This window comes from Gimesia benthica (assembly GCF_009720525.1).
Lineage (GTDB): Bacteria > Planctomycetota > Planctomycetia > Planctomycetales > Planctomycetaceae > Gimesia > Gimesia benthica.
The window spans coordinates 739399-760388 of sequence record NZ_CP043930.1 but is presented as its reverse complement, the minus strand read 5'-3'; the positions used below and the strand labels follow the sequence as shown (position 1 = coordinate 760388).

The window sequence follows — 20990 nt, the reverse complement described above, 5'->3', positions numbered from 1 at the left end:
AATTCAGAAGTTGAGTTTGTTTAAATCTGTGGACGCAAATATGTCGATCGACTCTCACCCCGGCACTCTGGAGCCTGAAACGGCACTCGATAAAGGTCAGTTCTATCGAGAAACCTTTTCCATGGGCTGGTCGCATCTGATTACGTGCCTCTGGTTTGCCTGGCTGTTCTTCTATTTCGGAAACGTACATATCTTTTACTCAGATATCTGGGGACATGTTTCGTACGGTGACTGGATCCTGAGCCATCAAGGTCTGCCTCAATATGATCCCTTCCTGTCGCTGGCAGAGGGGGTAAAAAGTATTGACGCGGCATGGTTATCTCAGGTCCTGTTTGCCAAAGTCTATGAATTCTGGGGTGTGCGGGGGCTTTCGCATGTCTTTGCTTTGACAGTGTTTGCGACACACGTGTTGTTCTGGTGTGCTTTCTATATCAAAACGGGACGCGTCGGGGTGAGCACGCTTGGATCATTCCTGCTGATCCTGATTTCCTCCAGTCGAATTGCCATCATCCGACCGGAAATTTTCGGAACCTTCTGCGTGGCGTTACTGCTGGTGGTCATGGCCTGGTCTGAAAAATACGACCGCTGGCTCCCTTCCGCTGACAGTGACGAGAACGTTTCTGCAAGAAAAACTCCCACTCCCCTGCTTTGCAGTCTCTATCTGGGGATTCCTCTGATTTTCCTGGCTTGGGCAAATCTGCATGGTTCTTTTGTCGTAGGTCTGGCCATCCTGGCGTTACAGTTCCTGGGACGGGCACTGGAAGTACTCTGGAGGACGAAGAGTCTGATTCAGGTCTGTACGGATCCGTGGGTTCGTCGCTGGCTGATTGTGACTGAGCTTTCAGTCTGCACCGCATTACTTAATCCTTACCATATGGATCTGTTCCTCAATTCCCTGCTCTTTCCACGGAATCCTAACCTCAAGGATGTGCTGGAATGGGAGCCACTGGAGTTTCGGGATGCAGAGGGAATCTGGTTCTGTATGGCCTGGGTCCTCATGCTGGGGCTCTACCGCCATAGTCGGGAACGGGTCAGGACGGCAGATGTGCTGAGGATTGGTCTGCTCTCACTGTCTGTGATTATGGGCGTGCGGATGATTGGCTGGTTTTCGGTTATTTTTGTCTATGCCATGGTGAATCATCTGGCAACCGTGATTCCCCGGACGACGCCTGTGTACCTTAAAGCAGGTTCCGGAGAGAAAAAAACAGGTTCTTTCTGGGCACGCAGATCATTGGTTATGACTTCCGTATGTGTCTTGATACTCTGGTTTGGCTTCGCTTTTTCAAATATAGCGACCCCCCTGTTTGGTGGAAAACCACGTGATATCAACAAGGTTTACAGTGAAGGTACGCCGCGCAAACTGACCGAGTTTCTCAGGGCTCATCCACCTCAGGAACAGGTCTGGAATCCCCAGTGGTGGGGGGACTGGCTGGTTTGGGATGGCCCCAAAGATCTTAAGGTCTTTATGACGACCAACGCTGTGCATCTGGCTCCGACACGCGTCTGGCGAGATTATCTGGGAATAGCGCGTGCGAATCGAGGTTGGCAATCAGTTGCAGAGAGATACAACGTATCGACCTTCATCGTGCACAAAGAAAAGCAGGTCGCTTTAGAAAAACAGGTTCGGCGTCTTGAAGGTTTTCGACCTGTCTATGAGGACGATCTGACATTAGTCATGTCGCGTGAACCGGCTCTGATTGAGGCCGCAAAAGCATCAGAAGCTACAGATAAAGAGAAAGAATCTGAGCAGAAATCTGCTGCGACAGAAGGGGATCAGCCATGAGTTCACAGCGAGCATCTATAAATAAAAAACTGAAAGTCGCAGCATTTTTATGTCTGCATATCCTGATCGTGGGAGCCGTGATTGGCTGGGCAGCCGTACGCTATCAGGACTGGGAGCGAGCCAAGGAGCTACCGGCCCTGAGGCTCAATCCTTTAACGGTGAAGCCGCAGTACGATCGCCCCGAAATCGTCTCGGATGCTGACCTCGGTAAGGTCCTTTCCCGTCTGCGACCACAGTTTCGTGGTAAACAACCCCGCATTAACTATGTGGATCATGCACTGCGCTTCTGGGGACTGGAAGCGGTGTTTGATGATCCCAAATCCCTGTCAGGAATTGAGATGCGCGATATCCTGCTGGATCATCGCCGCTTTGGCCAAGTCTGGGGAGACAAAACCAGGCCTCTACTGGTTCGAAACCAGAATGGTTTGCGGGCGCGCGTCCAGGAAGGGCTGGAAACGTCAAGCCACGAAGACCATACATTGGCCACATTGGCGGAAGTGGGGACCCCCGTCGATTATCCAATTGTCCTCGCCCAAGGAGAGACAACGCTGGCAGAAATGATTCAGGAATCTCTGAAATCGTTCAGTCTGAATCAGGTGGAATATGAGTGGTCAGCGCTGGTATTTGCTCTATTTCTGGATCACCCTCAAAGTTGGGTGACCAGCGAAGGTCAGCGGATCAACTTCGATGTAATCAGCGACCGAATTATGCGGCAAAAGCCAACTCAGGGAGTCTGCTATGGAAATCATAGACTGCATGCCCTGGTTATGATTTTACGCGTGGATGAACAGACTCCGATACTGTCAGACGCAGGACGAAAGAAGGTCATAGATTATCTAAAGAGCATCACGGATCGATTGGTGAAATCGCAGTCTCCAGAGGGTTTCTGGGATAAAAACTGGGATGGAACCAAGCTGGATCTCTCGACGGAGCAGAAATTCACACCCCGTGCACGGCGGGTGCTGGCGACTGGTCATGCAATGGAATGGTGGGCTTTGGCTCCTGCCGAGGTCCTCCCTCCTGCTGAAACGTTGGAGAAGGCAGGAAAATGGCTGGTAGAAACCATTGAAAAGATGCCGGAAACCGAGATTAAGAACAGCTTCACCTTCCTGTCCCATGCTGGTAGAGCGCTGGCTTTGTGGAGAGGTAAATTCCCGGCCCAGGTCGCACTGCCTCCGCTAACCAAAGATTGACGAATCTTGTCTCTTTGGTAGGCCATCCAAATCTCTGTATTGCATTCTGTGCTGTTCTTTCCCACAGGCTCTAGCTCAATCTTCGCTAGAAACAGGGTTAACACCTGCTGTGCACCTCTGGTTACACCGCTGTTTAAAGTGTTAACCAGCGTAAACACTTTCGGTTGCTGTATCACCTGCCAAGTGACGTTTGCCTGTAAATGTCAGGAAAACTAACAGAAAAGAGAATTGTGATGAAACTGGCGGATTGAGCAGGAGTGATTCAAAAACCGGTCGTTGGAAAAATGCACGGATTACGACCTGGTGTGAAAATAAGAAAAATATGCATGTGTGGTAAAAGTGGCACATGGTCTGCTGTATTTATGCAACGTCTGCGCCGGGCGTATGCAGACGAGTTAATTTACTGGATTGTTAACAGTCACATGATCTTGTGACGCATTCAGTATGCATTAACCATCAGATTAATGTGAGGAGTACGAATGAAGATGTTTCAGCAGTTTTGGAATGATGAAGCTGGTTTCGTCGTTTCAACAGAACTTGTGCTGATCGCTACCGTGTTGGTTCTCGGCATGATTGTCGGTTTGACCACACTGCGCGATCAGGTAATCGCAGAACTCGCAGACGTTGCCAATGCAATGTCTAACAGCAATCAGAGCTATTCTTACTCTGGTATCACAGGCCACTCATCCAGCACCTCAGGGTCGCTGTTTGATGACAACACGGATTTCTGTGACCAGGATGACAACGGTGGCGCAGGTACCTTTACTCACTGCATCACAGTGATTGCAGCTACAACCGGTGAAACACCTTAGTTGTTAATCTGAGCCCATGTGGCTCAGCAGCCAAGGGTTCTCCCGTTGTTTATTTAGGGAGGACTCATGATAATTCTGTTTCAATTTTTTATCACTATGTTCAAAAGAACTGACTATGTCAGTTTAAATGATACTTAAGGAGTTAGAATGAACATGCTTAATAAGTTCTGGAATGATGAGGCAGGTTTTGTTGTCTCATCTGAACTCGTGTTGATCGGAACGATCCTGGTATTAGGGGTTGTTGTTGGATTGGCCACCGTTCGTGATCAGGTCGTACAGGAACTGGGTGACCTTGCTTTAGCTATCTCAAACATTAATCAAAGTTACAGTTTTTCTGGTGTAACAGGACACACTTCCAGCGTATCTGGATCTCAGTTCGTTGACCAGACTGACTTCTGTGACACCAACGTCGATACCGCAGGATCTGAACCTGCTTGTATTAACGTCACAATCGCTGCTCCCGTTGGTGAGTAGTACTGATACAGTTTGAGTTTTCAGGCTGGTTCCCGAGGACGCCCACTCGGGAACACCCTGAAAAGCAGTATTTGAGAAGTTAGTACTGGATTGGCATATAAGATGCACTTATTGGTTCAGTGACAGTAAAACACGCGTCAGCATTCTCTCAAAGTCAGGATAGCAGCAGGAATGAAACTGTTAAGTCAATTTTGGTCGGATGAAGGAGGTAATGTCTCCGCCTTATCTACAGTGTTGATTATCACCATACTGATTATTGGATTCATTCCAGGTCTAGTCACGCTTCGTGATCATATTGTTCAGGGGTTTGGTGATCTGGCAGAAGCTCTTGTCAGTCTTGATCAGTCATATAGTTATACGATCAATGGCGTGGAGAGTAAGTATATCGACACCAACAGCGGTGGCATGGCTGCTAACGGTACTTTGACTGATGAGGGAAGTGTCGCTCCAGCAGCAATGGATGTGGGCGATGGTTCAGCACCAGCCGCCCTTGATCTGACGATTTCTGCATCTGGAGAATAGCTGAAAAGCTGATCATTCGCTGGTTAAGCTTTAATATTACAACGTGTATCATCACTGCCGGGGCATTCATTCGGCAATTGGTGAATTGAAATTTTTTATTAATCGAAGATTTCAGGGAAGTTAACGTGGCAAAAATTAGTCCAGGAACAATGACGGCAGCGATTTTCGCAATTCTTTTAGGCTTAGGCGCAGCTTATACTGTGAGACAGTTCCTGCATAAGCAACCGGGCCCTGTCGTGTTAGCAGAAGATCCACCAGCGAAACCACGGCAGGTCTTCATTCCCATCGCTTCACGAGACCTCGTACCAGGGCAGACTTTGTCACTGGATGATATCTCCATTTTGAAGATGCTGCCCGATCAGGTGGATAAGCGATTCAAACCGAACGGCTTGCAACGAATCATGGCGACTGAATTTATTCAGGGCCGGGTGCTGAAATCGGAAATCAAAGCCGGAGAGCCGTTCCATACAGTTGATCTGTATGCAACAGGAATGGGCCCGGGACTGTCCGATACTCTTGAGCCTGGTAATCGCGCTGTCACAGTTTCCATCCACAAAATTGGGAATGTGGCCGGTTTCTCACGTCCTGGAGCAATTGTTGATGTTCTGTTCCGCTCACATGAAACAGATGGGATTCCCGAGACTACCATTACCCTGCTCGAAAAAGTACGCGTTCTGGCTGTAGATCAGACCTCTGTTCCCGGACACAAAGTAGGAATGGGAAATAAAGATTCTGCTGATTATCCAGTTACTCTCGAAGTATCACCCGAACAGGGCAAAGTCCTCAAGGTCGTTGAGGATCATGGCGTACTGAGCCTGGCTCTGCGGAACCCCAATGAAAACACTGAAGTGGTTTCTGCTGGACGTTCGAGCGATCGACTGACATTGTCAAACATTCTGGGATTCATCCCAAATCAGCGAGTTTCCAGTATGGATATCTATCGGGGTGGCTCATTGAATACAGTGCACTTTAAAGGCAACCGTGCCTACAAGAGCCAGAACTGGATCGACGCAATCGAAACTCCTGTTGCTTCAGAAGTGATTCCCTCAAGCAAAGCAACAACAACGATGAAGCAGGACGAGAATAAGACTTCGGAGATTTCTGTTCCCGCCAGTGGACTTTAAACCCAGAAAAGAATCAGAGCGTCGACCGATAAGTTGATGATAGTCTGATTTCTCAGAATTCCTGGGTGATTGGCGCAGTTTTGAAGTCTGTTTGTTATTGAAGTCCGTTCAGGAAGGAGTTTCTGCTCCAGACTGATCGTGCTGGGAAACTATATCTGTAGGTTACGACATGGAATCACTTCGCACAAAAAAACTTTTTCTGGAACCCGAAAGCTACCTTCCAGAAAACAGAGAGGCAGAATTGAACTTTCAGAAACAGAAAGTTCTGATTCATCAGGAGCTGGTAGATTCCCTCGATCTGTCAATGCTGGCTCAAATCTCGGAAAAAGAACTTTCCGGGGAAGTGCGAGCCGTTGCTACTGAAATCTGTGAAGAGCATGCATCTGTTCTGGAAGGTATCGACCGGGAACGGTTGCTCGACGAACTGTTGAGCGAAGTCTTCGGACTGGGACCACTTGATCAACTGATGGCAGATACGACCATCAGCGATATTCTGGTAAATCACGCCTACGAAATTCATATCGAACGGAATGGTCAACTCGAAGAATCAGATGTCATCTTTGCTGACAATCAGCATCTGATGCGGATCATCCAGAGAATTGTCTCACGTGTTGGCAGACGTATCGATGAAGTGAATCCCATGGTAGATGCACGTCTGCCTGATGGATCCCGTATCAATGCAATCATTCCTCCGCTGGCACTGAATGGTCCTTCACTGTCCATTCGCCGCTTTGGTACTGTTCCACTGGAAATTGATGACCTGATCGAGAAAAAGTCTCTAACTCCAGAGATTGTAGATTTTCTGGCAGCTGTCGTGGATTCCAGGATCAGCATGCTGATTTCGGGGGGAACTGGTAGTGGTAAAACCACTCTCTTGAATGCGTTATCCAACTTCATTCCGCGAGAAGAACGCCTGGTCACGATTGAGGATTCAGCAGAATTACTGCTGCAGCACAAGCATGTGGTTCGTCTGGAAACCAAAACGGAAAACACCGAAGGTGTCGGTGAAATTTCTCAGCGACAACTTGTCAAAAACAGTCTGCGTATGCGTCCGGACCGGATCATCATCGGTGAGGTTCGTGGAGCGGAAGCCTTGGATATGCTGCAAGCCATGAATACTGGTCACGAAGGCTCGATGACGACCATCCATGCCAATGACACTCGGGATGCCCTGGCTCGTCTGGAAATGATGGTTGCCATGAGTGGTTTCGACTTACCACTTCCTGTTATCCGCCAGTATATCGCAAATGGTATCGGCATCGTTCTGCATGGGTCCCGCCTGAAAGGGGGCAACGCTGTATTACCCGTGTTTCTGAGATTATCTCATTGAATGAGCGGGGAGATTACCAGGTCGAGGATATCTTTGGTTTCGAACAAACGGGCCTGGATGATCAGGGGAACGCTATCGGTTATTTTTATTCCACAGGTTACCGACCTGCATGTCTGAAGCGAATGGAAGCATCCGGGATCAGGCTGAGCGATCAGATTTTTGAGCAAAAAACGTTCAAAGCCTGATTGTCCTGGTTTCTGACACAAGAGTTTGAGTTTTACTGGTAGTGGAGAAAGTGGGAAGTGAACAGTTCATCGGTAGCATTATTGTGCTTTGTTGCAGTGACAGTAGCTGTTCTGGCTGTCTATCTTATCGTCCGGGATTTATCTGGAGTCAACAAGTCCGGTTCCGGTAGATTTGGGGGACGTCCCCGCCTGCGAAGAATTCCGAACGTTTTTGACCAGGAACCTGCCCGCAGTCTGCTGGGAAAGATCGACCAGAGTTTTGATCGACTCATTCTGGAAAATGGATCTGAGTTTACCCCCTTCTCTGCCTTCCTGATGATTGTCGCCTGTGGACTGGCCATTGGTGGTACGATCTTCGTTTATACCGATCTGCCACTGGCAGGAATTGCCGGGATGTGTGCCGGGATGGTAGCGGTCCTGATTGTTCTGCATCACCGCCGGAAAAAACGGATGCAGAGAATTCAGGAAGAACTACCCGAAATGATCGACCTGCTGGCTCGGTCAACGCACGCTGGTGCCAGTCTGGAGCAGGCGATCGCTATTGTTGGAGAAGAGACCAGAGGTCCTCTCAGCTATGAGTTCAGACGATGTGCCCGTCAACTTGACATGAACATGTCGATTCCTGCAGTAATGAAATCTCTCTCCAGTCGAATTCAACTAATTGATCTGAAAATTCTGACATCCACATTAATGCTTTATCGCAAGACGGGTGGGAATTTACCCGCTAACCTGGAGCGAATGGCCGATGTCATCCGGGATCGTATCAATTACCGCCGTCAGATGCGGGCTTCTACGGGAGCAGGACGTGCTTCGGCAGTTTTAATGACCGTTGTTGCTCCTGTCGCGTTTGTCGTTCTGCTGGTCGCTTTTCCTGAGCATGTTTCTAATCTGTATACGGATCCGATCGGTAATATTCTGCTGATGATCGCCTTTGTGCTGGAAGTGGTCGGTATTTTCTGGGTCTCCGCCCTGTTGAGAACGGACTATTAAACTACGACTTCAATCTGCTGAAAAGCTGATCCAAATATTAAAGAGCCTCACATGTTTTTAGATCTCATCACAATCGCCACATTTTTGCTGGTCTGCTTTGTATTCTTCCTGGTAGGGGATGCGATTGCAGCCGGAAATCGTGCTGGTAGAAAAAAAGAATTAAATCGTGGAGAAGGTTCTGGAGGTTCGACGTATTCAGCCTCGCATGTTGGTGCGTTTAAACGTGCCATGGCTGGGGTAATTCCTCAGTCAGATCAGGAAATCAAAAAGATTGAACTCGATCTTAAACGAGCCGGTTATTACAGGTCGACCGCCTTGGTTGAATATCTGGCGACCCGAAATATTCTGATCGTAATGGTATTGATCGGCACTGGTATTGGATGTGTACTTGCAGATCCGGGAACTAATTACCCCGAGATTATTCTGGTAGCAGGCTTACTGGTGGCAGGCAGTGGATATGGTTTGCCTCGAATGGTATTGCACAACCAGGCCAGCCGTAGAGTAAACCGGATTCAAAAAGGTCTTCCGGATGCACTTGACCTGGTCATGATGTGTCTGACCGGTGGTGTGCCCTTGCGTACTGCATTGAAACGAGTTACCGAGGAAGTTCGATTTTCACACCCTGATATCGCTGTTGAGTTTGACATCATCCGGCGACACGCTGATGCCAATTCCATGGCCGATGCTTTGAAGCAGTTCGCCCGACGAATCGATGCACCTGATGTCAACACGCTCTCTCTGATGATTTCTCAGACAGAAAGACTGGGGACCAATGTATCTACTGCATTGATTGATTTTGCTGACGGGATTCGCCGAAAGTATCGTCAACGGGCGGAAGAACATTCCAGCAAGACAAGTATCAAGCTGTTGTTTCCGGTTATCTTCTGCATGGCACCACCGATTTATATCCTGTTCTTCGCCCCCGCCGTGCTTGAATTACGAAACTTTCTGATTCGCGAGCATCGTCCTGGCGGGATTCTGGAACCTTCTACCTACGGTGAGACCATCAGTGCTACTTCAGAGAGCGTTCTGGAACAGAATTCAACTGGCGGTAATCAGTAGAGTCGTCTGATTAAGCGACCTGAAATCGCACGAGACTCCTCACTGTAAACTCTACCCGTAGGAATGCACGACAAATCAAGTGACTGATCTAGCTTTCCGTTTGCAGCTTGGTTTTGCCAGAATCCAGCATCCCATATTTACGCATCTTCTTATAAAGCCCGACCCGACTGATTCCCAGGGCTTTCGCAGTCGCTGTTTTGCGATATCCGTTCTCAGAAAGCGATTTGAGCAACAGGTGCTTCTCATTGTGTGCAACCTGATCTGCAAGGGTTTGATTCTCTGCAGCGACTGACTGAATCTGAGGATCGCGCTGGACTTCCTGGAACAGATTTGGCGAAAATTCGTGTGTGGTCAGCTCTTCGTTACTTGAAAACAGGACGGCCCGTTGAATCTGATTTTTGAGCTCTCTTAAGTTGCCGGGCCAACTGTATTGTTTGAGAAGGTCCAGGACCTTGCGATGAATTTTCGTAACCGAAATGGCATGTTGCTGACAGCATTCCTTGATAAAGAGCAAAGAGAGGGGAATGATATCGTTCGGACGTTCTCTCAGTGCAGGTAAGCGGAATTGCAGAACATTCAACCGATAGTACAGATCAGAGCGGAACTTATTATTTCTGGTCAGTTCTTCAAGCTCCACATTCGCGGCGACAATCAATCGCGCTTCAGAAATACGGGACTCGGTTGATCCTACCGGCTCGAACTGTCCGGTTTCAATTACCTTCAATAGCTTGGCCTGATCCTTGGGAGACAGGATATCGATTTCATCCAGCAGCAGTGTTCCCTTCCCCGCTGCTTCGAAACGACCTATTTTTGACCGCTCTGCACCTGTGAATGAACCACGCAGATGGCCAAACAATTCGCTTTCGATCAGATCAGAAGGAAGCGCACCGCAGGCAATGTTCTGAAATGGTTCATCTTTTCTAGGCGAGAGCTCATGGATCATGGAGGCCAGCGTGGTTTTTCCGGTACCGGTCTCACCAATCAGCAGCAAGGTAACATTGTGTCTGGCGATCTTCGAAATCTGATCGACAATCGGAATCATTTCCGGAGTATATGTAGTCACCTGCTTATTATGATCGAAGATTTGACGTGATTCAGGCAGGCTCTCTGGAATAATTTTAGGCTCAAGCTGCGCGAGTTCTTCTGCCAGCAAATTTAACTCTTCAGGCACTGGGGGGAATTCAAGAAAGGCGTCCGTAATGAAATTCGCAGTTTCGACGTATTCGACGGGTAGAAACTGATCAAGAATCGTGACGACATTGACTGGGAATTCACAAATTTCTCTCAGGTACGATAACACGGAGCTGCGATCATCGGATTCAGAGGGTAAGTCGTGAGGTCTCAAATCCAGATAAACAGTTGCTGGAGAAGCATTCTGGATCCGCTCCATTAGTTCAGGCAACGACTTCGCCAGACTGACCTGGCTATGAATCTGCTGCAGCAAGCCTGGTTTGAGGATGGCTTCTAATTTGGAGTCGAAAGTATAAATAATCCCCAGAGATGGCATCACAGCTCCTTTGTTCTCTTGGAAATAGACCCAGGCTGTGAGTTTGAGGATGGCCCGGATTCAATTTTGAATAGCAATCAAAAATTTGCTTCAGCGATTCTATAGTTAAGATGGAATTGCTTGCGTTGTTTGGGTGGAATATAGCGATTGCGATGTTGGGTTCACGATAACAAACGTTATCACCAAAATCAAATATGTAATCTTGAGGAAATAGGAGTTATTTCAGGTTACTGGGGATCGATTAACAGTCATGTCAGAGCTGTAATGCTTCTTGTGGTATAAGGTGTTATATAGTAATTGTTTATGGTGTATGGGATGTGTTGTTTGGAAATCTTGACTGTTCTGCTGTCTGCTAAAAATGATTTGATCAGGTCGAATTAGTAAGAAATAATTCACTGTGATGAGACAATCTTGAGAACATCACAGGTCCAGTTAGTCCTGTCGTACCATTTTGCAGGTAACTGTCAGAAATACATCTCATGCTCATTACAGCACCGGATGAGGAATTCGGAATCTCAAAGTGTGAATTCGGTCGATAGACAGGATTAAGGAGAAGCTTGTCGGTTAAAGCACGGATCGCTCTGAACAAATACAGTAGATCAATTTGATCTGCTTACTTCTTTTCTGGCGATTCTTTTACTGATGAATGATCGAACTCATTTTTTTCTGAGCTGTGGCATCCTGGTTCTGGTTGTCAGTCTGGCGTTGCGTCCCCAGCCTTCAGAGTTTCTATCCCCCGTCACGGCACAGAACTTAACCATCCAACAGGAAACATCGCTGGAAAGTATTCATCGCTTTCTAGAGATAGAGGAAGGCTTGGCAACAGTATCACTGGCTCCAGCTGAGCTGGATTTGGCAGAAGTGAAAACAGTCAGACTCCCATCTAAGCCGGATCGGAGGGAATTCATTCCCATGAATGTGGTCCCCCTGCAGGAAAAGCAGGATCCTGGTCCTTCTTCTGCTTCAGCAGCGGTTCCAGCCCAAAAGCCACAAGTCTCCTCTCCAGTTGTTAAACGAATCTCCTCACAGGAAAATCGACAACTGCGACAGTTCGAGTCCAATGCCAGTGATCTGATTGATCAGAGTTACGATTCTTTTTCTCGCGGCTTGATGACACTTTCGGATTATCAACTGGCACTGAATGTAGCCTATCAGACGAGAATTAATGTGGCTGACCTTCGTGACGCTAAGAATGCCAGGGTCAGAATACTCTCAGAAAAACAGGCCTTGCTTGAGAAAGCCGTGGAACAACTGCAGATGATGAATCAGCCCGCGGCCCAGGGCTGGTTTGGAGATGTGGTACATGCCCGCTTAATTCTGGCACAAAATCAATACGAAATTGCTGTCGCAGCTGAAAAAAAAGACCAGATGGGTTTTGCCTTACGGGAGATCAATCGTCTTTCTGACCAGTATCATTCAGTACGAAAACAGGAACTCATGGTAGGCGCCGCAGATCTGAATGAATACCGCCGTGCGTCCCGGTCCGTTTTTGTTGCGAACCTCGAAACGAACTCATTTGATAATCGTGAGGAAGACAACGGATCTAATCTGGCAGATTATATTCGTCGTTTGGAGAGGATTCAGGAAAATGTAGATCTCCTTTCAGAACGCGGCGCAGGTCTGGGACGAAAAGACCTTGTTGAACTGTCACGGGCTCAGCTTGCATATGTCCAGGGGAATTCTTATCGTCACCAGAAGGACGAGCGGATGAGCCGAATGAAGTTCGAACAGAGTCGGAAGCATGCACAAGAGGCCTGGGAGGTAAGAATGAATGATTACTACCCCCGAGGCACTTCTGATTTGCATGAACTGACATCTGCCTGGATCATGTGGCGCTCTGCAGATGCAGAACTGAAACAGTCAGAGACAACAAAATCGAGTGAGACTGATCGAGAATTGCAGGCTGGACTGGACCAGATGTTGAATCTGACCGGACAGATCCAGGATCGCAGAGGTCGTATGGCCAGCGACATTTCACTGGTTTATTGTCTGAAAGATGCAGAATTACTGGCCCAGCTCAAGCAGAAGTCGGAATAGCTTGAAACAGAAAAACAGAACTCTTTCAAAACCTGACAGGCCGCAGTCTGTCAGGTTTTTTTGTGTCGGGATCTAATTGTTCTGCGCAACTGTCTTGAGGTATAAAAAAAGAGCCTCTCATTCAAGGAGAGGCTCTTTCGAGAGGCGCCGCCCGGATTCGAACCGGGGAATAACGGATTTGCAATCCGCCGCCTTAGACCACTTGGCTACGGCGCCTTATTTATTGTTCTGTTTCAGACCAATAAGCTCTTGTCAGAAGGGAGCTTACAGAGTCTTAATGATTTAATCAACAGAAGTGATAGAATCATTATTCGACGATTTCTCAGACGAATTTGACCGAATCCTAATAACCAATCGCAGTTAGGTCAAGCATTCGAGGGCTGATCGGAATTTTTTTTATATCTCCCCCAGATTAACTTCCTCGATTGCAGGGAGATGAAATGACAGCTGATAAACTTTAGGGAATTTCCGCCTGACGATCATTGCTTCTGGAAAACGAAGTGAGTCTGCTTGGTGGTATTCTCAATAGATTCCGTGTAGCATCAGGATTGGGTTTGAACGCTTCATCATTTTGAAACAGTTCAGCCGGAAATGGTTCAGGATCTGATCACTTTTTTCCGGAATGCGAATCATAGTTCTACACAGAAATCAGCGAAGTAAAATGACCGAACATACCGAATCCACCGAAAAACTGACAGAAGAACAACTGATTGACCGTGCTCGTGAGGCATTGAGCGACAGCAGCTGGGTCATTGGCGAATGTGCTGCCAAGTGGACGGAAAAGTATGCCAAAGGCAGAACCGATGCCGATTTTGGAGCAATGGTTGGGCTGAGTGGCGATCAGATCTATCAGCGTCGACGTGTCTGGGAGACCTTCGGCGATGTGAAAGATCAGTATTCGAATCTGAAATGGTCCCATTACTATGTTGCTCTAACCTGGGATGATGCTCCTGAGTGTCTCCAGTGGGCCGAAGAAAACCAGGCGACTGTTGCAGAACTGAAAGCCTGGCGACGGGCAGTGAACGGTGAAGATCTCTCCATTTCAGAGCCGTTTGAAGAGTATCCCTCAGACGCAGAAGTCACCTTCGTTTCAGATGAGCCAATATCTGTCAGAGATCCCTCCGAATACGAGCAGATGGAGCGGGCCGGGATGGAACCGGGATCGCGCGAACCATCCGATGCAGCAGCTACAGTCGCAGGGCATGCCAGAGATGTTTCAGGCTCCGGCGGTGAATACAGCCCCTTCCGATCAGGGGCGGCCTCCCCTGCTCCCAAGGGATCTGGATCAGAGACTGCAGTAGTTGCCAAGCCGGAAATTACTCCGGAACAAGCCGTAAAACGCATCTGTTCTGCGGTGGAACGTTGTCATAAAATGCTGACTCCGGAAGTACAATCCTCGTTTGCAGAGTTGTCTCCCAAGTTGAAGAAGCGTTTTATTAAAGCCATCAGTGAACTCAATTCGGCCGCTGCCCGACTGCAGTAACGAAAACCGGGACAGAATTCACTGTAAGGTTTTATAAGGGTACAGATATAATGTGTTATCTGTACCTGGAATCCTGCTGCTAATTTTCATTTGAAAAAACAGGTCATGCCTTCAGAACATCCGTCTGCCTACTCGGGGTCTTCCGGTAAATCCTCGCTGATTCAGAAATGGTTGATCCTGATCCTCACCATTTTGATTGTCTTTATGACCTTCAAATTGCTTAAGCGGTATTATGGTCAGCCAGATTTTCGAGTCCGGGAACGGACAGATCTGACGCAGTCTGAGTTGAGAACGATCGAACTGTTTAAGGAGTCATCTCCTTCAGTAGTGCATATTCGCACGGTCGGTCTTGCATCCCCGATGGACCAGTTCAGTATGAATCCTCAAACTCCGTCGCAGGGGTCGGGGAGCGGGTTCATCTGGGATCGTAAGGGCCATGTTGTCACGAACTTTCATGTGATTCAGAAGGCAGATGAGTACTCGGTCACACTGGCAGATAATACAACATGGAATGCGAAACTCGTTGGCATTGCTCCATCTAAAGATCTGGCTGTTCTGAAAATCGACGCGCCACGCGATCAGCTCAAACCGATTAAAATAGGCTATTCCGGCGATTTGCAGGTTGGACAGACAGTGCTTGCCATTGGGAATCCTTTCGGTTTGGATCAAACCCTGACTACGGGGATCATCAGCGGGCTCGGGCGAGAGATCATCTCAGTGACAGGCAGATCGATCCGCAATGTGATTCAGACAGACGCAGCTATTAATCCTGGTAATTCGGGAGGTCCTCTGCTGGACAGTTCGGGACGGCTGATTGGCGTTAATACCGCAATCTACAGCTCTTCTCATGTCTATGCGGGGATTGGGTATGCTGTCCCCGTTGATTTGATCAGTCGCTTTGTCCCCCAATTGATCCGCTTTGGCTTCATTCAGACTCCCAGTTTAAATTTCCTGGGGGTTGATGACTTCGTGATTCGTAAACTCAAAATCAATCAGATTCTGCCCAAAGATGTCTCCGGTGTCATGGTTCAAAGTATTATGGAGGGAGGCGCTGCAGACTTAGCTGGTCTTAGAGAAATCAGAATCGACGATTCCGGGAATCTGCATCTGGGCGACCTGATCATGCAACTGGATGAGATCTCGATTACGGATGCCAATTCCTTGCTGGATGCCCTGGAAATGCATAAAGTCGGAGACGAGGTTGAATTAGTGGTCATGCGAAACAATAAAAAGATCAAACTGAAGGCCCGGCTTCAGGAATGGAAAAATGATCAATAACGGTCGAGAGAACTCCGCCGACTCCCTTCTATGAGACTGGGGGAGTTGCGATGGTCGAGGACTGTTGGTAAATATTCACTCGGAATGGACTTGCGTCAATAGTTCTTACTCCCGGAATCGGATTTCTTGGTTGACACGTTACTGATTTGGATTACTATGTGTAGGTTACTTTGATGCTCGATTGATTTCTCAATACGGGCTTTCTCCAACGATGATCTTGTTGACAGCTGAATTATGCCTGCAGATTACCCACCGGAAATAGTCAAAGAAGGTCAGGTCACAGTTGTGGCTTTGGGTCCAGAATACGAAAATCTGGATGAGCCAAGACTGGATGCCTTAACCGATGTGTTATTGCAGGTTGCTGAAACAGCGTCCCCTCCGGTGGTTGTACTCGATCTCTCTCATACATCCTTCTTCGGTTCCGCTTTCATTGAAGTCATCTTCCGGATGTGGAATCGACTCAATCATCGAGAAGGCGGCAAGTTCTGTATCTGCGGTTTGAGCGAATACTGCACAGAGGTTCTGGAAGTCACTCATTTGGATCAGCTCTGGGAAACCTTCCCTGATCGTGCTTCCGCTCTCAGTGCCTTAAATTCCTGAGTCAGTTCTCGCCCTCGTGCATAACGCCAGGCTTCTGGATGCTTCTTCGGTAGCTCACCTCTGCTTTTTGTATCTGAACGTTAACAGTTCTGGTTAGCATTGCTAATCATTGTTAATGCGGTTCAATGCTCTGATGGAAAAACCATTTTGAACTCACAGATTCAAACACCTGAAATCGTTTGATTTAGAGCCGTTTAAGGCGTTTCCAAGGGTTATCAGGGTAAGGTGTAAAAATTAGGATATTTGGTACAAAGTATGCTCTAGTTCAATTAGAGGAATTTCTATCTGAACTTCATGAAAGGGCATCCTGTGTTAAAATTAATCCGGACACAAACAAAGCGATGGAAACGTAAAGTCCGTGGTTCTGTTTTCGTTGAGTATCTGTTACTGCTGACAATCATCGGTATCGGTGCCTTGGCTGGTTTAAACACGCTACGTTATGCTCTCCACAGTGAACTGATGGATCTGGCAAATGCAATCAACGCGATCAACTCCCCATAAGTTCGATCTTTAAGATATCAATAAGCCTGTGTTTCCGACACAGGCTTTTTTTACGTCATGTTTTTCAATTGATTTGCTTTAATTGGTAAAAAGATTGAAATAAAGTGAATAGTTTGAATATAATAAATTCGATGAATAAACAGCCTGTGGCTGTTTTGTGACTTTAACCAGAGATGAGGCAGACCGATGAAACGACTTGCAACACTGACTGTTGTGATGGGCTTGTTTTATATCACGATGGTGGGATTCAGCTCTGCAGAACAAAAGCCAAAAGTTGATGCACAAAACAAGAATGCTCAGTTAAATTCGCCTGATTCAAAGGATACCGATTACTCAGACCTGGATCGGGACGATCTGAAAGAAGGACTCACGCGTGCATTTTACGATGCATTAATGAGCGCCAAAAACGATATCGATAACTCGGACAATGCAGAGCTCCGCGATCAGGAAGCGCTGTTCGGTAAAGACGGCGACAGACGAACCGTTTTCCAGGAAGCCCGCAGAACGATTTTTGAAGCGGATCAAATCTTGTCTCGCGTCAAAGCGGAGAACAAAGTGGCCTTGGAAAAATTACGACATCCGCCGCAACGGGTTCTGCCTGGACAGCGTCCCTTGCCCAAGGATAACAGTGTTCGCAATGACGCCAACATCAAGCAGCAGGTGGAAGCTCAGAAAAAACGGGTTGCTCAGGAGCAGCTAAAACTGCAGCAGCTGCAAAAATCTCTTGCGTCTCAGACTGCTGAAAAGTAAGTTAAATTTACCGCGTGACATTACATAGCCGTGAAGGATACCTGATTCCTCGCGGCTATTTTTCTTTCAGATCCAGACATAGAATTCGTTTTTCATCACGAAGATAGAGCCTGTGATTTGCGAGTGCCGGATGAGCCCAGGCTTTGAATTCCAGTAAGCCGGTCAATTTCCCTTTTTCCCGATATTCGGTGGGATTCGCTTCGATCAGCACCAGGGTTCCCTGCTCTGTCAGACAGATTAAATGACCCTGAGCTGCGATCTGGGTGCATTTTCCCACTCGCCGTGATTTCCATTGCACCTCCCCTCGCTGCAGGTCCAGGCAGCGATACGTGACTGTCGCCAGATCTCCGTGGGGACCATAGATATACCCATCTTTGATAATGCTGGTGGCAAACTGATTCTGCATGGACAGGTTCTTCCACCGCGAGATGGGGCGGAGTTCCTCGTTCTGTAGAATCAGAGCAAACCGCATACTGCCTGTCCCATACGCGGAAGAGATAAACAGGGAATCTTCATTCCAGACGGGAGTGGCACAGTTGCAGTTGTATTTGTTTCCCCAAACAACCCGCCACAGCAGGCTACCCTCTTTCGGGTTAAGTGAGAGAATGGATTGTCCAGTGGGAACGATAATCTGTCGCTGGTTTTCGGCTTCTATCACGATTGGGGAAGCATAGCCCGGCGGGTCAGTTCCAGCAGACCAGACCAGCTTGCCTGTGTCCTTGTGGACGGCGATCACCGAATTGTTGGCAGATCCACCCGGCTGGAGGATGACCAGATCCCCTTCTATCAGAGGTGAAGCAGACATTCCCCAGTAATAGATGGTTTTCTGCTCCTGTCGCGGCGCACCACTGATATCAAAAATATTGACTTTCCAGAGAATGCGGCCTGTGTCTGCGGTCAGGCAGAGAAGATCACCGGCAGGCAGCAGGCAGTAGAGTTTACCTGCATGCCAGGTAGGTGTAGACCGCGGTCCTCGGGCCTGACGCTGATGATCCAGGTAGGTGGGGGCACCTCGAGTTGACCAGAGCTTCTTACCAGACAGGGCATCGAGACAAATGATGTAATCATGATTGAGGTGTGTCGCCATCGTCCAGAGCTTCCCGTCGGCGATCACTATGGAGGAGTATCCACCTCCCAGTGGTTCCCGCCACAGGACAGACGGTTTGTGCTCATTCCAGTTCACATTCAGTCCGGTTTCGTCGGATATCCCATTTCGCTGATTTCCCAGAAACGAGGTCCAGCGCCCCTGCTCTGTAGTTGCAGAAGCGCGGCTGTCTGGCTCCTCTCGAGACTGACTATCCTGTTTTTTGGCTGTGCCTGGAGAGATTTTGGGTAACTGTGCAGACAAGGGCCCCGGCAAAGCCAGTGTCCAGAGCAGCAGAAAAACCCCCCACTTCAGGAACCAGTAAGTGGGGACAGTCTTTCGGAAAGAAAAATCGACATCAGTTCGTGGCATTGTGCTCACTCCATTTAGCAATCGCACTGAACTTCATTCGGGCAGGCGGTAAAAAGATTGAGGGGATTATTCGATTTCAACCCAGAGCGCCAGTTGCACCGCTGCTTCCAGGGGCATCTCCGCAATCCCCAGAGCAACACGTGTGTGTTTACCTTGATCTCCGAAAATATCGGTTAGAAGCTGAGAGGCGGCATTTAAAACATAAGGCTGACGATCAAAACCCGGTACAGAATGGACATAACCTTCCAGGCGAATGATCCGTTTGATTCGGGAGAGTTCTCCCGCTACGGCTTTGACCTGCGCCAGGGCGTTCATCAGGCACAGGCAGGCAGCATTGGCCCCGTCATCTTCATGTAGATGGTCCCCACCAATTTTCCCTTTGAACATCAGATCTGAACCAATAAAAGGAAGCTGACCACTGGTGACAATCACATTTCCAAACTGGGTGGCTGGAATGTATGATCCTACAGCCTTTGGCGGAGTTGGCAGAGTCTGGCCCAGTTCCTGAATTCGCTCTTCGGGGGTTTGGCTCATCTTGTAATAATCCCTCTGGTAAAAAAGGTCGAAGTTGACACGTTACATGATGTCATTAGTAGCGTGATAATAACATATTTCCAGGGAATTCATCCAGAATCAGAATTACAGAATCAATTGAATTTGTTTTCCGATCTTTTGGTGTTGTCAGGAATAACAGGTAAACATGAACTCAGAAAAGCTCGTTGAGCAAGATGGTGAAGGTCAGTCAGAGCCTGGGAGACCAGCCTGCAGGGGAATATGGCTGATGAAACCTCTGGCTGTTGTCATGTCAGTCTTTTGGGTTTTAGCCTTGATCGTACGCCTGACATTCCGAGACTCGGGGGGGACGATTTCTACTTTGATTTTCTATATCTCTCCCCTGATTCTGATAAGCACAGGAGCGGTCTTTCTTTCAGTACTGACTCTCTGGATTCGCTGGCACCGTCTGGCTCTGATCTGGCTCTTAATGGGAGCGTTAACCGGCGTGTGGTGCTACCAGAAACAGTTTCAGAAGCATCACACTGCGAATCCTGTGTTGGAAGCGGATTCAATGCCTTTGCGTGTGCTGTTCTGGAATGTTGGAGATCAGCTCTGGAGCATTAAAAATATGGTTCAGGAGATCAAGCGTGTTGATGCGGATCTGGTGGCATTAGTGGAAGTGGAATCTTATTCATCCACGGATCAGGAGTTCTGGGAAAAGTCGTTTCCGGGGTACCGTTTTCAAGCTGGAAAAAATGGCTTTATGCTCTTGTCTCGCTTCCCCACGATCGCGAGTGAATTCGGGAACTTCGGCCGGATGGGGCGTTATCTCAAAATTAATCTCAAGGCTGATGTGTCGCAGTCTGGGGCTTCCGCGGTTTCAGAGGCTTTTGTGGTTTACCTGGTGGATATCAACAGCGATATTCTCAGATCCCGCAAAGAGGCACTTCAGAAGCTCGCAGAGGAAGTTGCCCAGCAGAAAGAAAATCCTGTTTTAATAGTGGGAGATTTCAATACTCCCGGAGACTCCGTCCATTTCAATCCACTGCGGAAACTCTGTCGAAACTCATTCGAAGATGCCGGCGAGGGTTACAATGCGACCTGGCCTCTGCCCTTGCCTGTACTGGATCTGGATGGGATCTGGGTCAATTCGTTTTTCCGGGTAAGTTCTTCTGAAAATCGCTGGACCTGGTACTCGGATCATCGCCCTGTTGTTGCTGATCTTTTACTACAGACAGCGCCTGCTTGGGGTAAACCTGCTGACTGAAAGGGACCATTTGTCCTGTGCCCTACAGGGCCGTCAGAAAAGGCTGCCATTCATGGACAAATCTGCTTTCCTGCTTCATACCGTGAATTAATTTCAGTACAATCGATACAGGATCCTGCCTGCTGGTCAGCAGTGCAAACG

18 protein-coding genes and 1 tRNA gene are annotated in these 20990 nt (G+C 48.1%); 15 read left to right on the top strand and 4 right to left on the bottom strand.

The features are described 5' to 3' along the window. Positions 1-40 precede the first annotated feature (40 nt). The 9 genes from F1728_RS03045 to F1728_RS03005 all read left to right on the top strand — a co-directional run bounded on the left by F1728_RS03045 (position 41) and on the right by F1728_RS03005 (position 9475). Positions 41-1783, top strand: a complete 1743-nt coding sequence (locus tag F1728_RS03045; RefSeq protein ID WP_155362844.1) for a hypothetical protein — start codon at positions 41-43, stop codon at positions 1781-1783. Beyond that, entirely contained in the window at positions 1780-2976 is a 1197-nt protein-coding gene (locus F1728_RS03040; protein WP_155362843.1) for a hypothetical protein, read from the top strand. Before F1728_RS03045 ends, F1728_RS03040 begins: the two co-directional genes overlap by 4 nt. A 479-nt stretch (positions 2977-3455) precedes the next feature. Beyond that, positions 3456-3788: a Flp family type IVb pilin gene (locus F1728_RS03035; protein WP_155362842.1), complete on the top strand. Its 333-nt coding sequence runs from the start codon at positions 3456-3458 to the stop codon at positions 3786-3788. A gap of 147 nt (positions 3789-3935) precedes the next feature. After that, positions 3936-4262 (top strand): hypothetical protein, encoded by a 327-nt coding sequence (locus F1728_RS03030; protein ID WP_315853510.1) that lies wholly within the window; start codon positions 3936-3938, stop codon positions 4260-4262. Positions 4263-4433: 171 nt separating this feature from the next. Continuing rightward, positions 4434-4784: a hypothetical protein gene (locus F1728_RS03025; RefSeq protein ID WP_155362841.1), complete on the top strand. Its 351-nt coding sequence runs from the start codon at positions 4434-4436 to the stop codon at positions 4782-4784. Positions 4785-4909: 125 nt separating this feature from the next. After that, on the top strand, positions 4910-5908 hold the full coding sequence (gene cpaB / locus F1728_RS03020) for a Flp pilus assembly protein CpaB (RefSeq protein ID WP_155362840.1): 999 nt from the start codon (positions 4910-4912) through the stop codon (positions 5906-5908). Between the two features lie 241 nt (positions 5909-6149). Continuing rightward, positions 6150-7238, top strand: coding sequence for a CpaF family protein (locus F1728_RS03015; protein WP_228030484.1), 1089 nt, complete (start codon positions 6150-6152; stop codon positions 7236-7238). Positions 7239-7480: 242 nt separating this feature from the next. Further along, positions 7481-8413 (top strand): type II secretion system F family protein, encoded by a 933-nt coding sequence (locus tag F1728_RS03010; protein ID WP_145039881.1) that lies wholly within the window; start codon positions 7481-7483, stop codon positions 8411-8413. Between the two features lie 51 nt (positions 8414-8464). Further along, on the top strand, positions 8465-9475 hold the full coding sequence (locus tag F1728_RS03005; RefSeq protein WP_149345654.1) for a type II secretion system F family protein: 1011 nt from the start codon (positions 8465-8467) through the stop codon (positions 9473-9475). A gap of 88 nt (positions 9476-9563) precedes the next feature. Here the strand turns inward: F1728_RS03005 and F1728_RS03000 are convergent, their stop codons facing one another. After that, complete coding sequence (locus F1728_RS03000; protein WP_155362839.1) at positions 9564-10982, bottom strand: sigma-54 interaction domain-containing protein; 1419 nt, start codon at positions 10980-10982, stop codon at positions 9564-9566. 642 nt (positions 10983-11624) lie between these two features. Between F1728_RS03000 and F1728_RS02995 the strand changes: the two genes are divergently transcribed. Then, positions 11625-13019: a hypothetical protein gene (locus F1728_RS02995; RefSeq protein ID WP_155362838.1), complete on the top strand. Its 1395-nt coding sequence runs from the start codon at positions 11625-11627 to the stop codon at positions 13017-13019. Positions 13020-13161: 142 nt separating this feature from the next. On the opposite strand, the gene F1728_RS02990 is transcribed toward F1728_RS02995, so the two are convergent. Beyond that, a tRNA-Cys gene (locus tag F1728_RS02990) sits at positions 13162-13235 on the bottom strand. 445 nt (positions 13236-13680) lie between these two features. On the opposite strand from F1728_RS02990, the gene F1728_RS02985 reads away from it, so the two are divergent. The 4 genes from F1728_RS02985 to F1728_RS02970 all read left to right on the top strand — a co-directional run bounded on the left by F1728_RS02985 (position 13681) and on the right by F1728_RS02970 (position 17631). Next, positions 13681-14502 (top strand): hypothetical protein, encoded by an 822-nt coding sequence (locus F1728_RS02985; RefSeq protein WP_155362837.1) that lies wholly within the window; start codon positions 13681-13683, stop codon positions 14500-14502. 105 nt (positions 14503-14607) lie between these two features. Continuing rightward, positions 14608-15780 carry a S1C family serine protease gene (locus F1728_RS02980; protein WP_155362836.1) on the top strand — a complete coding sequence of 391 codons (1173 nt, stop codon included), beginning with the start codon at positions 14608-14610 and terminating at the stop codon, positions 15778-15780. Positions 15781-16065: 285 nt separating this feature from the next. After that, positions 16066-16380 (top strand): STAS domain-containing protein, encoded by a 315-nt coding sequence (locus tag F1728_RS02975; protein ID WP_187782252.1) that lies wholly within the window; start codon positions 16066-16068, stop codon positions 16378-16380. Between the two features lie 687 nt (positions 16381-17067). Continuing rightward, complete coding sequence (locus tag F1728_RS02970) at positions 17068-17631, top strand: hypothetical protein (protein ID WP_155362835.1); 564 nt, start codon at positions 17068-17070, stop codon at positions 17629-17631. A gap of 55 nt (positions 17632-17686) precedes the next feature. Here the strand turns inward: F1728_RS02970 and F1728_RS02965 are convergent, their stop codons facing one another. Beyond that, positions 17687-19087, bottom strand: a complete 1401-nt coding sequence (locus tag F1728_RS02965) for an outer membrane protein assembly factor BamB family protein (protein ID WP_155362834.1) — start codon at positions 19085-19087, stop codon at positions 17687-17689. 66 nt (positions 19088-19153) lie between these two features. Continuing rightward, positions 19154-19621: a RidA family protein gene (locus tag F1728_RS02960; RefSeq protein WP_155362833.1), complete on the bottom strand. Its 468-nt coding sequence runs from the start codon at positions 19619-19621 to the stop codon at positions 19154-19156. 247 nt (positions 19622-19868) lie between these two features. Between F1728_RS02960 and F1728_RS02955 the strand changes: the two genes are divergently transcribed. Next, positions 19869-20849, top strand: coding sequence for an endonuclease/exonuclease/phosphatase family protein (locus F1728_RS02955; RefSeq protein ID WP_194242660.1), 981 nt, complete (start codon positions 19869-19871; stop codon positions 20847-20849). Positions 20850-20990: the final 141 nt, after the last annotated feature.

Excerpts from the sequence above, each read along its gene's own strand:
- F1728_RS03045 (WP_155362844.1), top strand. The coding sequence starts at position 41 with ATGTCGATCGACTCTCACCCCGGCACTCTGGAGCCTGAAACGGCACTC.
- F1728_RS03040 (WP_155362843.1), top strand. The coding sequence starts at position 1,780 with ATGAGTTCACAGCGAGCATCTATAAATAAAAAACTGAAAGTCGCAGCA.
- F1728_RS03035 (WP_155362842.1), top strand. The coding sequence starts at position 3,456 with ATGAAGATGTTTCAGCAGTTTTGGAATGATGAAGCTGGTTTCGTCGTT.
- F1728_RS03030 (WP_315853510.1), top strand. The coding sequence starts at position 3,936 with ATGAACATGCTTAATAAGTTCTGGAATGATGAGGCAGGTTTTGTTGTC.
- F1728_RS03025 (WP_155362841.1), top strand. The coding sequence starts at position 4,434 with ATGAAACTGTTAAGTCAATTTTGGTCGGATGAAGGAGGTAATGTCTCC.
- F1728_RS03005 (WP_149345654.1), top strand. The coding sequence starts at position 8,465 with ATGTTTTTAGATCTCATCACAATCGCCACATTTTTGCTGGTCTGCTTT.
- F1728_RS03000 (WP_155362839.1), bottom strand. The coding sequence starts at position 10,982 with ATGCCATCTCTGGGGATTATTTATACTTTCGACTCCAAATTAGAAGCC.
- F1728_RS02995 (WP_155362838.1), top strand. The coding sequence starts at position 11,625 with ATGAATGATCGAACTCATTTTTTTCTGAGCTGTGGCATCCTGGTTCTG.
- F1728_RS02985 (WP_155362837.1), top strand. The coding sequence starts at position 13,681 with ATGACCGAACATACCGAATCCACCGAAAAACTGACAGAAGAACAACTG.
- F1728_RS02980 (WP_155362836.1), top strand. The coding sequence starts at position 14,608 with ATGCCTTCAGAACATCCGTCTGCCTACTCGGGGTCTTCCGGTAAATCC.
- F1728_RS02970 (WP_155362835.1), top strand. The coding sequence starts at position 17,068 with ATGAAACGACTTGCAACACTGACTGTTGTGATGGGCTTGTTTTATATC.
- F1728_RS02965 (WP_155362834.1), bottom strand. The coding sequence starts at position 19,087 with ATGCCACGAACTGATGTCGATTTTTCTTTCCGAAAGACTGTCCCCACT.
- F1728_RS02960 (WP_155362833.1), bottom strand. The coding sequence starts at position 19,621 with ATGAGCCAAACCCCCGAAGAGCGAATTCAGGAACTGGGCCAGACTCTG.
- F1728_RS02955 (WP_194242660.1), top strand. The coding sequence starts at position 19,869 with ATGAAACCTCTGGCTGTTGTCATGTCAGTCTTTTGGGTTTTAGCCTTG.